The sequence below is a fragment of the Streptomyces sp. MZ04 genome (genome assembly GCF_004684775.1).
In the GTDB taxonomy this organism is placed as follows: domain Bacteria; phylum Actinomycetota; class Actinomycetes; order Streptomycetales; family Streptomycetaceae; genus Streptomyces.
Window position 1 is genome coordinate 1 of sequence record NZ_SRIC01000177.1, and the last position, 17,619, is coordinate 17,619.

Consider the following 17,619-nt stretch of genomic DNA (forward strand, 5'->3'; position numbering starts at 1 on the left):
GGCGGGCAGGGCCTCGGCGCCCATCCCGGCCAGGCAGGCGGCCGTTGCCGGACGGGTGGTGGGCTTCGCCGTCCACTGGGCGAGGAGCGTCGGCAGGACTTCGTCCGCCTCGGCCCGCACCTTCCAGAGAGCGATCGTCGCCTCCATCGATCCTTCGTCGGTCATCAGCCCGTGCAGCCGGGGCGCGAGTTCCGTGGCGTGCGGGCCGAACGATCCCGCGATGCGCAGCGCGATGTACCGGTTGTACGGCCGGTCCGCGGCCAGCGCCTCGCGCAGGAGGGGCAGGGCGAGTTCGGTCTCGCCCGTCACCGCCATGAGGGCGTCGGCCGCCTTCAGGCGATGGCTCGTGGTGAGGGAGCCGTCGGACACCAGCTCGCGCAGATACGGCGCGACCTCGGCGGCGGCCGGCCCGTACCGGACGAGTGCCCTCAGTGCGGGCCACTGGGTCTGTGCGCCGTGGTTGTCCCGCAGGACGCGGGTGATCAGGGGCAGGGAATCGGCGGCGTGCAGACGGCTCAGGGCCGCGACGAGGCGTGAGGAGTCCGACTTCGCGTCGTTCGGACCGAGGGAGGCCAGCCTGTGGTGCAGCACCGGCGCCAGGCGCGCCGCGCCGTGGCCGATCGCCCCGACCCACCGGGACAAATCCTCGGGGATGGGGCCGCCGCTCTCCAGGACCGCCGCCAGATACGGCACGACCCGCTCATCACCTTGCAGGGCAAGCACGTTGATCGCCCCGCCGAAGAGGGAGGACTCCCAGTCCTCCGGCTCCCACTCGTCCTCCCACTCGACGAGGGCCGCCTCCAGCACATCCGCCGTGAAACGGGCGATGGGATGCACATACCCCAACTCCCGCAGCGCGGCCAGGGAAAGCCGCTCCTCGTGCTCCACCAGCTGCCGCGCGAGCAGCGCGACCGTGAGGTCGTTCGGCGCGCGCCAGCCGGTCAGTAGCTGTCCGCTCATCCGGACCGCCGCCATGCGCTGTCCCCAGTCGGGGCTGCACAGCTGGTCGTTGAGCAGCTCGAACCGCATGTCCGTGGAGTCGCCGAGCGCGTCGTGCAGATCTTCGAGGAGGTCGTCGGCGAGGGTCGCGTCGATGCTCGCGCGGTGCGCGGCCTCCAGGTCCCTCAGATGGGACACCATCGTGTTAGCGCGCGGCCGTTCGTCGGGGGTGGATTCGGGGTCGGCGGCGGGCTCGCTCTTCGCCTCGTACGCGATCCGCATCACCTCCGTGGCGATGTCCACGCAGTCCTCGGGCAGCAGCTCGGGCGCGCACCGGGCCAGCTGTGCGAGGACCGTCAGGCGCAGCTCGGGATCGGCGCCGCCGGACGAGATCACCTCACGCAGGCAGGCGCCGACCTCCGCACCGAGTTGTTCCGCGTGCCGGGCGCCCAGCGAGCCGATCGCCCGCACCAGGGAACGTACGACCTCATCCGCCTGCTCCACGGCGAACCGCTCACGCAGCGCGGCGAGTACCCGCGCGGGGTCGTCGTGCAGCTGGACCACCGCCTCCGGCAGCACCTCGCGCAGGCCCGGATCCGGGTCCGCGAGGAGATCCAGGAAGAACCCGGCACGTCCCCGGACCGTCGCGCTGGCGGTGAGGAAAATCCCGACCCAGTCCGCGTCCTCCTCCTCGTCCTCGAAGAGGCCGCCGATCTCCTCGGGGTCCGGTTCCTCCTCGCCCGCGATGCTGCACAACAGGCCCACGAGGGAACCCCGGTCGGCGACCGACGCGTCGGCGACGAGATCGAAGAGGAACGGCAGGCAGGCGACGGTGGAGTCATAGACATCACCCTGGTGATGCACCGCGCCGTACATCCCGTCCAGGGCGATGTCCCGCTCCTCCGGGTCCGCCGACGCCAGGCCCCGCAGCAGTCGCGGCACGTCCGACGCGTCGCCGTAGGCATGCACCATCGACGCCCAGTCGATGTCGTCGATCCCCGTGAAAGCCATCCCTGTTCCCCCGTGCCCGATCGTGCTCGGCCGTGCTCGATTCCGTTGATCAAAAGCATGCCTCACGCCACTGACAACGGCCCCCGCGCCCCAAGTTGGCGAATTCCAGGGGGTGCGGGGGCCGAAGCCGGTCCGGGCAGGCGGTGGCTACAGGTCTACAGGTCTACAGCTCTACAGCTCTACAGCTCCTTGATCCTGATGTCCCGGTACGAGATCACATCGGTGACCCCGTGCACCTGCAGCCCGACATAGCCGGACGCGAACCGCCGCCCGTCCGTGCCGGGGTCGTCGCCGCGCGGCGGGACGAAGTCCTGGCCGCCCGTGTTGTCGAACTCGTTGAGGAGCACGCCGTTGCGGTAGACCGAGTAGTGCTGGTCCACCACGCGGATCTCGTAGTCGTTCCACGTGCCCTTCGGGGTGACACCGGCGCCGCCGAGGCCCACCCGGTCGAAGCCGTAGATCGAACCCGTCTTGTACATGTCGCCGTCAGGACGGTCGAGCACCTGCACCTCGTGCCCGTACTTGATGGCGACCCACTCCGGACGCGGCTCCTCCGGGTGGTCGTGGACCTGCGGGAAGCGCACGAAGACACCGGAGTTGGCGTTTCCGTTGCCCGGGGCGTCGTCCCGCCACTGGAGCTTCAGCGAGAAGTCGCCGTACTTGCGCTCCGGGAACCACAGCATGCCCAGGCCCCCGACGGTGGTGCTGCTGGTGATCGAACCGTCCCCGTTGAGGCCGAACTTGCCGCCGCCGACCTGCTCCCACTTGTTCAGGGAGTCCTGGGTGCCGTCGAAGATCTTGCGGTAGCCCTCGGTCTGGCCCGGCTTGCCGATGCCGGACTCCTTGGCGGCGCGGTTGATCTTGTTGTACTCGCGCTGGTCGATCTCACCGGCCTTCAGGAGCTTGTCGGTGACGCTCTTGACGTGCTTCAGGAAGAGCGCGTGCGACGTCCACTCCTTCTCGTCCTCGATCAACTCGTTGATGCGGCACCGGTTGTTGGTGACCCGGTTCGGGATGCCCGTGTCGACGGTGCCGACGAACACCGTCAACCGCTCGTCGTACTCCGGGCAGTTGGGCGCGGGAATCCCGCCGCCCTCGGTGACCGTGAAGGACACGTCCTTCGCCGCCGCCACATTGCCCGCCTTGTCGCTCGCCCGGTACGCCACCGTGTGGCGCCCCACGCGGTCGACGACGACCGGATCGGCGTACGCGAGATACGGACCGCCGTCCAGGGAGTACTCGATCTTGTCGACACCCGAGTCGGCGTCGGTCGCCGTGACCGTCACCTTCGCCTTGCCGATGTACGCGCCGTCCGAGTCCTTGTCGCCCTCGACCTTCGCGGTGGTCTCCGGCGGCGTCTTGTCCTCGACCGGCGGCGTGACCACGGTGAACTCGACGGCCTTCTCGGCCGCCACGTTGCCCGCCTTGTCGGACGCGCGGTAGCGGATCTTGTGCGCGCCCGCCGCGTGGACCATGACCGGCGCGGTGTACGCCGTCCATGCGCCACCGTCCCCGACCGCGTACTCGATCTTGTTGACGCCGGAGCCGGTGTCGGACGCCGTCACGGTGACGGTCGCCATCCCGATGTACTCGCCCTGGTCGTTCTGCTCGCCGGTCACCGTGGCCGAGGTCTCCGGTGGTGTCTTGTCGTCGGTCGGCGGCGGGACCACCGTGAAGTCGACGGATTTCTCCGCCGCCACGTTGCCCGCCTTGTCGCTCGCCCGGTAGCGGAGCTTGTGGGTGCCGACCTGGTCGACGACGACGGGGGCCGTGTACGGCTGCCAGGCGCCGTCCGCCCCCATCGCGTACTCGACCTTGTCGACGCCCGAACCCGCGTCGGTCGCCGTCACCGCCACACTGGCCGAACCGATGTACGCGCCATCGGAGTTGGTCTGCCCCTCGACCTTCGCCGAGGTCTCGGGAGCCGCGGTGTCCTCGCCGCCGCCCTCGGTCACCACGAGAATGCCCTGCATCGACCCGTGGCCGGGGATCGTGCAGTGGTAGCGGTAACGGCCGGGCGTCAGGGTCACCTCGGCGGTGTGCTTGCCGCCCTGGTCGTCGTTGGGGTTGGCCAGGATGTTCAGCGGTACGTCGTTGTTGTACTCGGGGTCCGAGACGTCGAACGTCAGCGTGTGCGGCATGCCGGTGTCGTTGCCGGTCGCCGCGCTGTTCTCGAAGACGATCGTCGTCGCACCCGCGACCGCCGTGGTGGGCGCGGAGGCGTACTTGTCGATGCCGTTGTTCGCCGTCCAGGTCAGCGTCTGGGCGGCCAGGCCCGAGTTGTCGTCGCGCCCGAAGGCCGCCGTCGACGTCAGGCCGAGCACCATCAGGAGCGACGCGAGCAGCGCCGTCCAGAGTCTTCGTTCGCGCGCGACGGACTTCATCCCGCCCTCCTTGCCAGGTCGTCGGCGGCCGGTGTGGCCTCGCCGCCCTTGTAAGTGACGTGCCACAGCGCCGACTTGGGGTCCGAGGTGAAGAAGCCGCGGCCGTAGTCGAGGACGTACAGCGAACCGTCGGCGGCGAACTTCCAGTCCATGAGGTTCTTGATGCCGTCGTTGCCGATCGGGACGATCTTCTTCAGGGACTCGGCATGCGTCGGAAGACCGCCGCTGCCGACCGTCTTGGGGTCGGTGAGCACCGCGTGCCGCGGCTGGTCGGCGTCGTAGAAGTCGCCGACGAACCACTTGCCGTCCCAGTACGAGGGCCACTTGTCGGCGCTCGTGCTCGCCGCGTCGAAGCGGTAGACGGGGCCGTTCATCGTGGCCTGGCCGCCGCCCTTGAGCCACGGCAGGAGCTGCTTCTGCTCCTCCGTCTTGTAGCTCGGGACGCCGTTCGCGTCGCGCGGATAGTCGATGCCGCCACCCTGCGGCGAGTACCAGATGTTGTTCGGCTCGGCGGGCGGGATGTTCACCAGGCCGTCGTTGTTGGGCGACTCGTTCTTGAGCTTCTTGCAGTCGTACCAGCCGAGCGGCTTCGTCGGGTCCGGCAGATTGCGGTCGCGGTAGGGCTGGTTGTTGCCCATGCAGTACGGCCAGCCGCGGTTGGAGGCGTGGGTGATCGCGGCGAACGTGTCGTACTTCGCCGGGCCCCAAGTCGTCGACGGCGCACCGGCGTCGGGCCCGACCCAGCCCGCGTACAAGGTGTCGGTCTTCTTGTCGACGGAGATGCGCGCCGGGTTCCTGACGCCCATCACATAGATCTCGCCGCGCGTCTTTCCGCCGCCCTCGTCGGGCTCCTTGCCGGTGAAGAGGTTGCCCTCGGGGAGCGTGTACGTCCCGTCGGTCTCCGGGTGGATGCGCAGGATCTTGCCGTTGAGGTTGTTGGTGTTGCCGGCGGTGCGGCGCGCGTCGGCGAAGGAGACGCCCTTGAAGTTCGGCTCCGGGTTGTTGCCCGAGTAACCGTCGCTGAACCGCGAGGAGTTGTTGTCGCCGGTCGCGATATAGAGATTGCCCTTCGAATCCCAGGCCATCCCGCCGCCCGAGTGGCAGCAACTGTGGATCTGCACCGGCCACTTGAGCAGGACCTTCTCGCTGTTCAGGTCCAGCTTGTCCGTTGTCTGGTCGAGGGTGAAGCGGGAGACGTAGCGCTCGGCCATGTGCGTGTCGCGGTTGATCTCCGAGTGGGGTGTGTAGTGCAGATACACCCATCCGTTCTCCGCGAACTTCGGGTCCAACTCGATGCCGAGCAGGCCCTCTTCGACCTTGATCAGCTCATCGCCGCCGCCCTTGTTGCCGAAGACGGTGAGCGCCCCCGCGAGGGTCACCTTCTTGGTCTTGGGGTCGTAGACGTGGATCTCGCCCTTGCCCTTGCCGATGTCGGGGTTGTTCCAGTCGGTGACCACCGGCTGCGAGGAGTCGGCGCCGCCGCGGCCGATGTAGAAGACCCGTCCGTCGGGCGCGGTGACCAGGCCGTGCGGCTCGCCGATCTGGTCGTTCTGGCCCGGCTGGTTGGCCTGGGTGAGGCGCTCCGCCTTGTAGTTGGCGTTGATCGTCGACTTGCAGTCGGCGCGCGCGATGCGGGTCGTCCACAGCAGGGCGCCGCGCAGGTGCTGCCGGAAGTCGGTCTCGTCGTAGGAGTCCGCCGTGCCGCCCATGCCGGTGTAGAAGGAGCGTCCGCCGTCGTAGTCGCGGCACCAGGACACCGGGTGGTCCCAGCCGTTCTTGCTCTCGCCCGGCTGGTACGTCGCCTCGCGCACGCGGGCCACGGTGTGCACGTCGCCGGACGGGTTCTTCGTCCAGTTCAGCCACCGGTCGGGGCGCTTCCACTGCGGCGGCAGGTCCTTGGTGGCGGGGTTCTGGCGGTCGCCCACCTCAACTGTGGCGCGCTGTACGTTCGTTGGACTGGAGTCGGCGGGACGGGCGCCGATCAGTCCGGTGAACCAGGTCGAGTACGGCTCGGCGCGGGCCGCGTCATGGATGCCGAGGAAGCCGCCACCGGCCTCCATATAGGCCTCGAGGCCCGCTTCCTGCTCGGGGTCGAGGACGTCGCCGCCGCCGGTCAGGAAGGCGACCGCGTTGAACTTGCCGAGCTTGGCCTCGTTCGTGAAGACCGCCGGGTCGTCCGTCGCCTCGATCCTGAACCGCTGGGCGGCGGGGCCGGATTGGCCGATCTTCTCGATGGCCTCGATGCCGGCGTTCACCACCGGGGACTCGTCGCCGCCCGCCGCCGAACCGTGGAAGACCAGGACGCGCACATTCGCCCCGCCGGGCGGCGAGGGCAGGGACATCGTTGTCAACGGCGGTTCCGGATAGGGCCGCGCGGTGGCGGCCTGTGCGGAGAGAGCGCCGGTGACCAGCGCTCCGGAGAGCAGGGCGGCGGCCCAGGCCCGGTGCGACCGGCGTCTCCCGCGGTCTCTGTGGTCTCTGCGTCTGCTCAACCCTCGTACATCCAAGGGCCTTTGATGCGGTGTGAGCCGCATGAGTACACCCACCCCTCGTCGGTCACAGCAACAGCGCCGATGAAGCTAGACCTCTTTTCGTCACTCGCCAATAGGTATGACCGCAACAGTGCCAACTTTGTCCTGAGTGTGGATAAACGAAGATCCCCCCGATACCGTGTGGCCGTCCCGGGGGCGACCTCTGCCCCGTCAGTATCCGTACCGCAGTGGGGAGTTCGGCATGGACAGACGGAGCTTCAACCGGCGGATGCTGGTGGGCGGGGTGGCCGCGACGACCGGGGTGACATCGTTGTCGCTGGCCTCCGCCCCCGAGGCGAGCACCGCCGACGGGCCGAAGACGGCGCCGGCGGGCGGCGAGGTGCGCCGCATCAAGCTGTACGCCGAGAAGCTGGCGGACGGGCAGATGGGCTACGGCCTGGAGAAGGGCAAGGCGTCCATCCCCGGCCCGCTGATCGAGCTGAACGAGGGCGACACGCTGCACATCGAGTTCGAGAACACGATGGACGTGAACGCCAGCCTGCACGTGCACGGCATGGACTACGAGATCTCGAGCGACGGCACCAAGCACACCAAGAGCGATGTCGAGCCGGGCGGGAAACGCACCTACACGTGGCGCACGCACGCTCCGGGCCGCCGCAAGGACGGCACGTGGCGCCCCGGCACCGCGGGCTACTGGCACTACCACGACCACGTGGTCGGCACCGATCACGGCACCGGCGGCGTACGCAAGGGGCTGTACGGCGCGCTGATCGTTCGCCGCAAGGGCGACCTGCTGCCGGACAAGACCTTCACCATCGTCTTCAACGACATGACGATCAACAACAAGGCGGGCCACGACAGCCCCGACTTCGAGGCCACGGTGGGCGATCGGGTCGAGTTCGTGTCGATCACGCACGGCGAGTACTACCACACGTTCCACGTCCACGGTCACCGCTGGGCGGACAACCGCACGGGCCTGCTGACCGGCCCCGACGACCCAAGCCAGATCCTCGACGACAAGATCACCGGGCCGGGGGACTCGTTCGGTTTCCAGGTGATCGCGGGGGAGGGGGTCGGCGCGGGCGCGTGGATGTACCACTGCCATGTGCAGAGCCACTCGGACATGGGGATGGCGGGCCTGTTCCTGGTGAAGAAGGCGGACGGGACCATCCCGGACTATGAGCCGCATCATGCGGCAGGGGCTGATGAGAAGTCAGGGTCCGGCGGGGAGTCGGGGGCTGCGGAGAAGTCCGGGGCGTCCGGGCACGACCACGGCTAGAGCGTGTCGGATCGTCAGTTGCTCAGTGCCAGTCTGATGCCGAAGACGCCGATGACGGTGCCGGTGATCCGGTCGAGCAGGCGGCGGGCCTGCGGCTTGCGGAGCCAGCCATGCAGGACGCGGGCGAAGCCGATGAGGACGGCGGCCCAGAGCAGACCGATGAGGATGTGCACCGTGGTCAGCAGGAGGCCCATGGCGAAGTGGTCTGTGCCCGGGGGGATGAACTGGGGCAGGACGGCGACGTAGAAGGCGCCCATTTTCGGGTTCAGGAGGTTGGTGAGCGTTCCCTGCCGCCAGCCGCCGCTGACCGAGTCCGTGCCGGCGGCCAGGACGGAGTCGCTCGTGTCCGACGTGGGCTGTCCCCGGAAGGTGTCCCGGAGCATCCGGGCCGCCATCCAGACGAGGTACGCGGCGCCGATCCAGCGCAACGCGGTGTAGGCGAGGTGGGAGGCCGTGAGCAGCGCGGTCACTCCGAGGGAGGTGAGCGCACCCCACAGCAGGGTGCCGGTCTGGATTCCGAGGACGACGCCCCAGGCGCTCCTGCGCCGGCCGAGGGCAGAGGTGCGCAAGATCAGCGCGGTGTCGAGTCCGGGAGTCAGAGTGAGAAGCCCTACTACGAGGGCGAAGGACCACAGGGCGGTGCTTATTGCCATGGAATGCCAGGTTACCCCGCCGGACCTGCTGCTCTGTCAGCGGGTTAGGTGTCGGAGCGGAGATCTCGCAGGATCTCGTCGAGCATCTCGGCCCGGCCCTCCGGATCGGGGTAGGCGTCCGGGTCCTCACAGCGGTCGGCCCAGCCGGATGCCGCGAGGCGATCAAGACGTTCCACGAAGGCGGGGCGGACGTCGGACGGGAGCGAGAAGTCGTCGTCGAGCGCGGCTCTCGTGTACGCGGCTCTCGTGTACGCGGCTCTCGTGTACGCCGAGATGAAATGCCAGTCCATGTCGGGGTTCTCGAACTCGCGGAGCAGCCGGTCGTACGCGTCCGGGGTGCCGCGCTGGATCGCGTCGCGGAGGCTCTGCGCCCGGATCTCCGCGACCGGCGAATCGGCGTGACGTTCCAGGGCGTCCACGGCGGCCCGGGAGTTGCGTTCCTCGACCCACTTCATGCCGGCGAGACTGTCGGCCGCCATCCGGCGGACGCGGTTCTCGGGGTCGTGGTCGAGGACGTCGACCAGGACCGTGACCGCGCGGCCCTCCTCGGGGGTGCCGGGCGCAAGTATCTCCAGGCCGCCGGCGGCCTTGGTACGGACGCTCTCGTCGGGATGGTTCAGGCCGTCGAAGAAGAGCTGGAAGGGCGGATCCTGCAGGGGGTTGCGCAGGTGCATGATCCCGTAGCAGTTCATGATGTCGGTCAGCGTCAAGGGGTGTGGTTCCTCGCGGACCAGGCGGTCGAGGGTGGCGACGATCCGCTCGCTCCTGAGCGTGTCAGCGAACAGCAGCAGATCGGCAAGCAGCTCGACGCCGAGCGTCACCCGGTCCTGCTCCGTGCTCGCGCACCAGGCGAGCGCCTCGTCGATCCGGAGCCCGTGCCGGGCACGGTCCGACCACGATTCCTCGTCCGGCGGCACGGCCAACGGCATGGTGAGCTCCGAGCGTTCATCGCTGCCGGGCGGAAGCGGAAGGGCCCGCTCGAGCACGGCGCGTGTCTCGGCGCGGAGCCGGTCCGCCTCGGTCGCGGTCAGCGGTCGGTTCCGGCGGATGGCCGTGCAGGCGTGGATGACCGACGTCCCGAACGTCACGTGGTGGGCGACACTGTCCGGACGTTGCCCGACGCCGGACGGAGGCCCTTCCTCCGTCCAGCCCTCGCCCCGTAGATAGTCCAGGCGGCCCGCCACGTCGTCCCGCAGGTCCGCGTCGACATTCCATACGGCGGGACCGCCGCCCAGTTCGGCCATGAGCCCCATCCACTCCCGCACGAAGCCCTCGGGGTCGTCCAGATGCCCGGCGAAGATCCGCTCCGTCCGCTCGCGGAGGGGCGGGTGCCGACGGAGGGCGGTGGCGAGACTGCCCGCCACGGACAGGAACGGCTCCAGCGTCGACGGCTCGCGCTCCACGGCCAGCGCCAACTCCCGTAGCGCCCACCCCAACTCGGCAAGCTCGGCCGTGTCGTCCGCCGCCAGGGCAGGGACGTCCGGGTCCGCACCCCGCAGCGCGGCGGCCAACTCCTCGTACCGTACCGCCTGCCTGCGCGCTCTCAGCTCCTTGAACATGTCTAGCGGCCCCGCAGACTGTCCAGCAGGTCGGAGAGCAGCTGCACCCTGTCCGCACCCGTGAAGTCCGCGGAGATGTCCCGATCGGCCCACCCTGTGTCGCGCAACGCCTCGACGCGCTGAATGAGCGCCTTGCGCTGGGAACGCGACGGGAGGACGAAGCCGGATCCGGTGGGGACATTTCCCGGAGCCAGGAGCAACTGCCAGTGTGCGGACGGGGATTCGAGCCCGGCAAGGAGACGGTCGTACGCGTCCGGGGCGCCGCGCCGCAGGGCGTCGGCGACGCTGTGCGCGAGGATCTCCGGGACGTCCGAGTCCGCCTGGCGCTCCAAGGCGTCGGAGGCGACGCGGGCGTGGTGTTCATCGCCGTAGTCGAGCCACCTCAGTGTCATGGCCGCGCTGCGGCGCACTCCCGTGTCCGGGTCGTTCTCCAGGAGGCCGACGAGGCCCTCCACGGCTTCAGCCTCCGCGGGGGAGCCGGTGGCTATCGGGTCGAGGCCCTCCACGGCTTCAGCCTCCGCGGGGGAGCCGGTGGCTATCGGGTCGAGGCCCTCCGCGGCCGCGGCGCGGACGACGGGGTCGGGATGGCGCAGCGAGGCCAGCAGCAGTGGGAGGGGCGGGTCGTCCAGGGGCATCGGCATGTGCAGATGGCTGTAGGACAGCAGGATTCGGCTGAGGAGGAAGGGATTCTCCTGGGTCTCTCTCGCGGTCTCTCTCGCGGTCTCTCTCGCGACGAGGCCGTCGAGGACCTCGCGCACCCGGTCGCGACGGACCACTTCACCGAAGAGGAGCTTGGCAAGGAACTCGGCGCCCAGCGTCACCAAGTCCTCCTCGCCGCTCGTACACAGGTCAAGGGCTTCGTCGACGAGTACGCCCGCACGGGCGCGATCGGTCCATGACTCGGCCTCGCCGGACTTGGCCAACGGGGCGAGGACAGCGGCCCGTTCGACGCTGCCCGGCGCGAGCGGCAGCGCGTTCTTGAGCCCGGCGCGCGTCTCGGCGCGCAGCCGCTCCGCCTCCTCGACGGACAGCGGCGCGTTCTGGAGCAGCACGACGCAGGCCAGCATGACAGCGATGTCGAACGCCAAGTCGTAGGCGAAGCCGCCCGGTTGTCCGCGACCGACAATGCCATCGGCCGTCCAGCCCTCGCGGCGTACGGCGATGAGGCGGCCCCGCATGTCGTCGCGCAGGTCGTCGTCGATGTCCCGCACGGCCGGGCCGCCGCCGAGCTCCGCCGTCAGCGAGGTCCAGGCCCGTAGGAAGCCTTCGGGGTCGTCCAGGTGCCGCGCGAAGACCTGTTCGGTCCGTTCGCGGATCGGCCGTTCGCGGCGCAGTGCGGCCGCGAAGCCGCTCACCACCGTCTCGGAGAAATCATCCGCCCATGGTTCGCGTTCCACGGCCCGCACCAGTTCGCGCAGCGCCCATTCCTGGCCGCCGGTCTCGGCGGCCTCGGTCGCCGCCCTGCTCCGGACCTCCAGGTCCGTGTCCCGCAGCCTGGCGGCGAGGTCCTCGCGCAGCTCCGCCTGCTTGCGCGCTTTCCGGTTCGCGAACATCCCGACAGCGTATGCGGGACGCCGCGCGGGCCGACGGCGGGTTCACACGCCCGTCTCCCCGGCGGGATCAGACGCTGATGTCGAGGACCGACCACGCCGTGTACGGCTCCTGCTGTACGTAGACACACGGGCCACGGCTGACGGTCCGGCGGCGCCCGAGCGGGGTGCCGTCGGGCCCGACGAGCCGTCCGGTCGAGACCGGCCGCACCTGGTCGTGCCTGACCTCGGCGTCGACGAGACGGTCGCGGTCGTCGCCGTACCCGCCGACGAACATCGCCCGGTCCGGCGACACGGCCAACGCGTGTGCGCCTGCTACGGAGTTGACGCGCGGCCGCACCGTGCGGCGGGTGCGGTCCGTGCGGATCTCCAGGAGTGCGAAGTCGTTGTAGGCGCAGACCCAGACGCTGGAGTCCTCGCTCACGTTGAGCGCATAGCAGTCGTAGATCTCGCCCGCGCCCTCCACCGCCTCGTACGCCCACAGCGATTCGCCCTCGGCGCTCCAGCAGCGCAGGCCGGGATGGCTGAGTTCGTCGTCCCCGAAGACCCCTTCGTCGAAGTGGCCGACCCACAGCCGGCCGGCCGGGTCGACCAGGAACTGCTCGATGGCGTCCCCGACCCGGAACGTCCACGACTCACGGCCCAGCGCGTCGTACACCTGCACCTGCTGCTCGCTCCCGCGGCTGCGCGCGTCGGCGACGACGAAGCCCCCGTCCGGCAGCGCGTCGAACCGGGGGAACCGGGCGCGGAGCGTGCTGAGTTCCGTCGCGTGGTCCCGACCCTCGGCGTCGACGGTGACGACCAGGGCGTCGTACGGCTTGAGGGCGCCGCGCCCGGGCTTCGGTTCGCGCGCGGCGAGCAGCCAGTGCGCGGACCCGAAGGCGTCGACGGTGCTGTGCGCGATGTGGCGGTCGTGGTACCTGCGCGGCAGGCGTGCGTACGGGGCGAGGGGCGTCGGAGGCACTTCCTCGGGGCTGTGCCCGGCAACGGAGGTGGTGTCCACGGCAACGGAGGTGCTGTGCCTGGCGACGGAGGTGATGTGGTCGGCATCGGCCTTTCTGGGCGTCATGTGGAGATCCTGTACGACACACGGATCGTCGCGCCAACCCTTTACCCAGGGATACACGTTGGGTGTACTCCTTGTACGGATCACCCCTGCGCGACCCGCACGTCTCGTACGCACGACGCCGCGAACCGTCCCCCGAGGGAGCCGAGTTGAGCAAGGACAGCGAGTACGACTACGTCATCGTCGGTGCCGGATCCGCAGGATGCGTGCTGGCCGCGCGGCTTTCGGAGGATCCCGCAACGCGGGTGGCGCTCGTGGAGTCGGGGCCGCGCGACCGCAAGCCCGAGATCCGGATCCCGGCCGCGTTCCCGAAACTGTTCAAGACGCCCTACGACTGGAACTTCTCCACCGCGAAGCAGTCCGCCCTCGACGGCCGTGAACTCTTCTGGCCCCGCGGCCACATGCTCGGCGGCTCGTCCTCGATGAACGCCATGATGTGGGTGCGCGGCCACCGCGACGACTACGACGCCTGGGGCGAGGCCGCGGGACCCGAGTGGTCCTACGAGGAGTTCGAGCGCTACTTCCGGCGCGCCGAGCGGTGGACGGGCCCGGCGGGCGCCGACAGCGTCTACGGAACGGAAGGGCCGCTCTGGATCTCGCCGCCCCGCGCCCTCAACACGACCACGCCCGCGTTCCTCGACGCCTGCCGCGCGACGGGCCTGACCGAACTGACCGAGCTGAACGGCCCGGACAACGGCGGCTTCGCGCTCACCCCGGTCAACCAGCGCCGCGGCCGCCGCTGGAGCGCCGCCGACGGCTATCTCAGGGCGGTGGGGCGCCGCCGCAACCTGCACATCCTGACCGACGCGCGGGTCCGCAGGCTGGAGTTCGACGGGACACGCGTGGCCGGTGTGATCGCCGACGGCGTGCCCGGCAAGCTGATCGCCCGCCGGGAAGTGATCCTCAGCGCCGGTGCCATCGGCTCGCCGCAGCTGCTCCAGGCCTCCGGCGTCGGCGACCCCGACGAACTCGCCAAGGCGGGCATCGAGACCCGTATCGCCGCACCCGACGTGGGCCGTCACCTCCAGGACCACCTCGCCTACTCGGTCACCATGCGCTGTCCGCGGCCCGTCACCCTGACCGGCGCCGACTCCCTCGCCAACATCGGCCGCTTCCTGCTCGGCGGGCGCGGACCCCTCACGTCCAACGTCGCCGAGGCCGTCGCCTTCATCAGGACGAGGCCCGAACTGACCGCCCCCGACATCGAGTTGATCTACGCCCCCGTGCCCTTCGTCGACCACGGGCTCGTCCCGCCAACCGAGCACGGCATCACCATCGGCGTGGTCCTGCTCCAGCCGCAGAGCGAGGGCCGGATCACGCCCACCCGGCCGGGGGTCTCCGCGCCGCCCCGCATCGACCCCGGCTATCTGACGGCCGACGCCGACATCAACACCCTCGTCGCCGGGGTGCGCCGCGCCGAGGAACTCCTCGCGGGCAGCGCCCTGGCCCCGTACACGTCGGGCCCGCTCGAGCCGTATCCCGGGACCGTCGACGACGACACCCTTGCCCGGTCGATCCGCGGCTGTGCCGAGACGCTCTACCATCCGGTCGGCACCTGCCGGATGGGCGGCGACGAGCGGTCGGTCACCGATCCGACGCTGCGTGTGCGCGGCGTGCAGGCGCTGCGGGTGGTGGACGCCTCGGTGATGCCGAGGATCACCCGCGGCCACACCCACGCGCCCACGGTCGCCCTCGCGGAGAAGGCGGCGGAGCTGATCATGGCTGACGCGCGGAGGTGACCGGGCGCACGGAGTTGACCGGGCGCACCCCGCCGGCCGCGGCCGCCCGGTGTGCCCCGGCGGCCGTATTCTGACCGGCGGACGATCCGCCGAGTCCTTGATCAGCCGCAGTCCGTGATCAGCCGCAGTCCGTGATCCGCCGCAGTCCTTGATTCACCCGCAGTCCTTGAGGAGCCCCAGGTGACCGAGCCGCCGACGAGCGCCGCCGCGCGCCCCACGCTGGAGGCGGTGGCCGCCCGCGCCGGGGTCTCACGGGCCACGGTGTCCCGCGTCGTGAACGGCGACACGGGGGTGCGCGAGGCGCTCGCCGAGAAGGTCAGGCACGCGGTCGACGAGCTCGGCTACGTACCGAACCGCGCCGCCCGCAGCCTGGTCACCCGCCGCCACGACGCGGTCGCCGTGGTGATCGCCGAACCGGAGACACGGGTCTTCGCCGACCCGTTCTTCGCGCTGCAACTGCGGGGCATCAGCAAGGAGTTGACCTCCCGCGACATACAGCTCGTGCTGCTCCTGACCGAGGGGCGCGACGACCACGAGCGGGTCGGCCGTTATCTGTCGGGCGGCCATGTCGACGGCGCGCTCGTCTTCTCCCTGCACCTCGACGATCCGCTGCCCGGCATCATCCAGGGCGCCGGCGTGCCGACGGTCTTCGGTGGCCGCCCGGGGTGGCCCGACGGTACGGCCACATCTCCGTACGTCGACTGCGACAACCGGGGTGGCGCGCGGGCGGCGGTCCGCCATCTGGTCTCGCTGGGCCGTACGCGCGTCGCGCACATCACCGGGGCCCTTGACCAGACGTCGGCGGTGGACCGGCTCGACGGCTTCCGCGACGTCCTGCCCGAGGCGGACGACGCGTACGTCGCCGAGGGAGACTTCACGCCGGCCGGCGGGGAGCGGGCGATGCGTGAACTCCTCGACCGCTGCCCGGACGTGGACGCCGTCTTCGCCGCCAACGACCTCTCGGCCTCGGGCGCGCTCCGTGTGCTCCACGAGCGGGGGATGCGGGTGCCGGAGGACGTCGCGGTGGTGGGCTTCGACGACATGGTGCCGGTGGCCGAGCAGACGTCTCCGCCGCTGACGACGGTGCGGCAGGACATCGAGGAGATGGGGCGGTTGATGGCGCGCATCCTGCTGTCGCGGGGCGGCCCGGAGGAGAGTGTCGTCCTGCCGACGGAGCTGGTGCGCAGGGGGTCGGCGTAGGGGAGCAGGGGGTCGGCGTCCCACGAAAGGGTGCCCTCGTTACCCCGCGCGGCTCAGCGGTGTTTTCGCCGCGCGCTGCCAGGGAGAGGCTCGAAGCGGTATTTCCCCTCATCAGGAGGTAGACCCATGCGCAAGCGCGCGATCCTGGCAGCGGCGGCCCTCGCCGCGGTCACCGTCATCGGCGGGGCCGGCTCCGCACTCGCCGACCCCGGCCCCGGCGCCTTCGCGGAGGGCAGGGTGGAGAACGCGCCCGGCGTCCTCAACGGCAACCTCGTGCAAGCGCCGGTCCACGCTCCCATCAACGTTTGCGGCAACTCCGGCAATCTCGTCGGCGCCCTCGACCCCGCCGCGGGAAACAGCTGCGAGTAGCTCTGCCGACGAAAGCCCCGTCGCGTGCCGAACGCGACGGGGCTTTCGCGTGCCGGGCCACGTCCCGAACAACTCGCCGGGCCGCGCCCCGAACACTCGCCGGGCTACGCCCCGACACTCACCGTGAACCTGCGCGGATTGCCGTCGTGCGCCGCCCCGGACACATCCGGCTCCCCGTCCGGCCGGACATCGTCGTACGGGAACGCGTATCCGATCGGGGAGTTCGCGTGCACCACCCGCGCCCAGTGATTCGTCACCGCGTCCTTGTAGTAGTCCCCGGAGCCCGCGCCGTTCGGCTGCTCCGCGTGCGTCAGCATGATGCTGCGGTTGAACCCCGCCGCGAGCCGCGCGAGCAGACCCTTCTTGTCGTCGGAGTCCGCGGGGTTGTTGGTGAACGGCCCGTGGTTGCAGGTGAAGATGTCCTTGGACGTGGGCTTCGCGAACGTGTGCCCGCCGTCGAATGTCAGCGTGTCACCGCTCACCCGCCCGGTGAACACGCCCCGGCCGCCCTGCAGGTCGATCTTGAGGTCGGTGCCCCGGTACTTCTCCCACACCTGGTCGATGTAGCTGTTCCACACGTTCCGGAACGGCATCTGGTCGGGCCGGTCGAAGTACGGGGCCATGAGGTTCTGCGGCGAGATGACGCGCAGTACGTCCCCGCCGTCGCCCCGGATCACCAGGTCGCCCCACGGCTGCCCGTCCTTCTCGCCCTGCGCGACGAGATCGGCCGCGATCTTGTCGACGGCCCCGTTGGGCAGCGGGGCGACGGTGTGCTTGGCGTCCCCTTCCAGCGTCAGGCCGATGGGCAGGGCCGTGACGAGGTCCACGTAGCTGATGTTGGCGTACAACTGCGTGCTGTTGAAGGTGAATTCGCAGAACGACCAGGTGCGCCCGTAGTTGGGGTCCTCCTTGGTCGCGAAGGCGGGCTCGACCAGGGAAGGGCCCGGGTTGAGGAAGAAGTCCAGCTTGTCGTCCCGCACGAAGTAGACGCGGGCGCCGAACATTTGAGGCAGCGTCAGTACCTTCGGCTCGGAACCGGCCGCGCCGAGCGGTATGGAGCAGTCGACCGGCAGGGGCGTCTGCGGGGCCGACGGCGAGTCGGGCCGGTAGACACCGCCGTCCGGCTTGAGCAGGACCCAGCGGTCGGTGCCCTGCTCGTGTCCGGTGACGTAGGCGCGTACCTCGCCGGGCAACGACTTGTTCTGCAGGGCGAGTTCACAGGTGGCGGGCGCCGCCTTGGCGTCGGGGCTGAGGAGGCTGCCCCAGGCGGGATAGGTCAGGGCTCCGGCGGCACCGGCTGCGGACGACAGGAATACGCGACGCGATATCACGGAGGGTCTCCCGGAATGTGGGGGTGTGGGGGGATGTCGTACGTGGG

Annotated in this window: 12 protein-coding genes; 4 read left to right on the forward strand and 8 right to left on the reverse strand. The window is 70.1% G+C overall.

From position 1 onward, the window contains the following. From E2651_RS28930 to E2651_RS28940, 3 genes are all read right to left on the reverse strand, one after another. On the reverse strand, positions 1-1,950 hold a 1,950-nt coding region (locus E2651_RS28930; protein ID WP_135334191.1), incomplete at its 3' end, for a HEAT repeat domain-containing protein. Between the two features lie 179 nt (positions 1,951-2,129). Next, positions 2,130-4,334, reverse strand: a complete 2,205-nt coding sequence (locus tag E2651_RS28935) for a family 16 glycoside hydrolase (protein WP_135334192.1) — start codon at positions 4,332-4,334, stop codon at positions 2,130-2,132. Continuing rightward, positions 4,331-6,676, reverse strand: coding sequence for a ThuA domain-containing protein (locus E2651_RS28940; RefSeq protein WP_245239313.1), 2,346 nt, complete (start codon positions 6,674-6,676; stop codon positions 4,331-4,333). Before E2651_RS28940 ends, E2651_RS28935 begins: the two co-directional genes overlap by 4 nt. 391 nt (positions 6,677-7,067) lie before the next feature. Here E2651_RS28940 and E2651_RS28945 point away from each other — a divergent pair, with 391 nt between their 5' ends. Next, complete coding sequence (locus tag E2651_RS28945) at positions 7,068-8,105, forward strand: multicopper oxidase domain-containing protein (protein WP_135334194.1); 1,038 nt, start codon at positions 7,068-7,070, stop codon at positions 8,103-8,105. A gap of 14 nt (positions 8,106-8,119) precedes the next feature. Here E2651_RS28945 and E2651_RS28950 read toward each other — a convergent pair whose 3' ends face one another. The 4 genes from E2651_RS28950 to E2651_RS28965 form a co-directional block, all read right to left on the reverse strand. Beyond that, complete coding sequence (locus tag E2651_RS28950) at positions 8,120-8,758, reverse strand: LysE family translocator (protein ID WP_135334195.1); 639 nt, start codon at positions 8,756-8,758, stop codon at positions 8,120-8,122. Positions 8,759-8,802: 44 nt separating this feature from the next. Then, a complete protein-coding gene (locus E2651_RS28955) occupies positions 8,803-10,317 on the reverse strand; it encodes a HEAT repeat domain-containing protein (protein WP_135334196.1) in 1,515 nt (504 codons plus the stop codon). Between the two features lie 2 nt (positions 10,318-10,319). Next, entirely contained in the window at positions 10,320-11,870 is a 1,551-nt protein-coding gene (locus E2651_RS28960) for a HEAT repeat domain-containing protein (RefSeq protein ID WP_135334197.1), read from the reverse strand. A 67-nt stretch (positions 11,871-11,937) separates the two neighbouring features. After that, positions 11,938-12,936 (reverse strand): hypothetical protein, encoded by a 999-nt coding sequence (locus E2651_RS28965; RefSeq protein WP_245239311.1) that lies wholly within the window; start codon positions 12,934-12,936, stop codon positions 11,938-11,940. 71 nt (positions 12,937-13,007) lie between these two features. Between E2651_RS28965 and E2651_RS28975 the strand changes: the two genes are divergently transcribed. From E2651_RS28975 to E2651_RS28985, 3 genes are all read left to right on the forward strand, one after another. Then, complete coding sequence (locus tag E2651_RS28975; RefSeq protein WP_245239312.1) at positions 13,008-14,672, forward strand: GMC family oxidoreductase N-terminal domain-containing protein; 1,665 nt, start codon at positions 13,008-13,010, stop codon at positions 14,670-14,672. A gap of 180 nt (positions 14,673-14,852) precedes the next feature. After that, the gene (locus E2651_RS28980) at positions 14,853-15,872 is read left to right on the forward strand and encodes a LacI family DNA-binding transcriptional regulator (RefSeq protein WP_135334201.1); all 1,020 of its coding nucleotides are present in this window, start codon (positions 14,853-14,855) and stop codon (positions 15,870-15,872) included. A gap of 126 nt (positions 15,873-15,998) precedes the next feature. Further along, positions 15,999-16,241 (forward strand): chaplin, encoded by a 243-nt coding sequence (locus E2651_RS28985; RefSeq protein ID WP_135334202.1) that lies wholly within the window; start codon positions 15,999-16,001, stop codon positions 16,239-16,241. Between the two features lie 104 nt (positions 16,242-16,345). On the opposite strand, the gene E2651_RS28990 is transcribed toward E2651_RS28985, so the two are convergent. Further along, the gene (locus E2651_RS28990; protein WP_135334203.1) at positions 16,346-17,572 is read right to left on the reverse strand and encodes a glycoside hydrolase family 64 protein; all 1,227 of its coding nucleotides are present in this window, start codon (positions 17,570-17,572) and stop codon (positions 16,346-16,348) included. Positions 17,573-17,619: the final 47 nt, after the last annotated feature.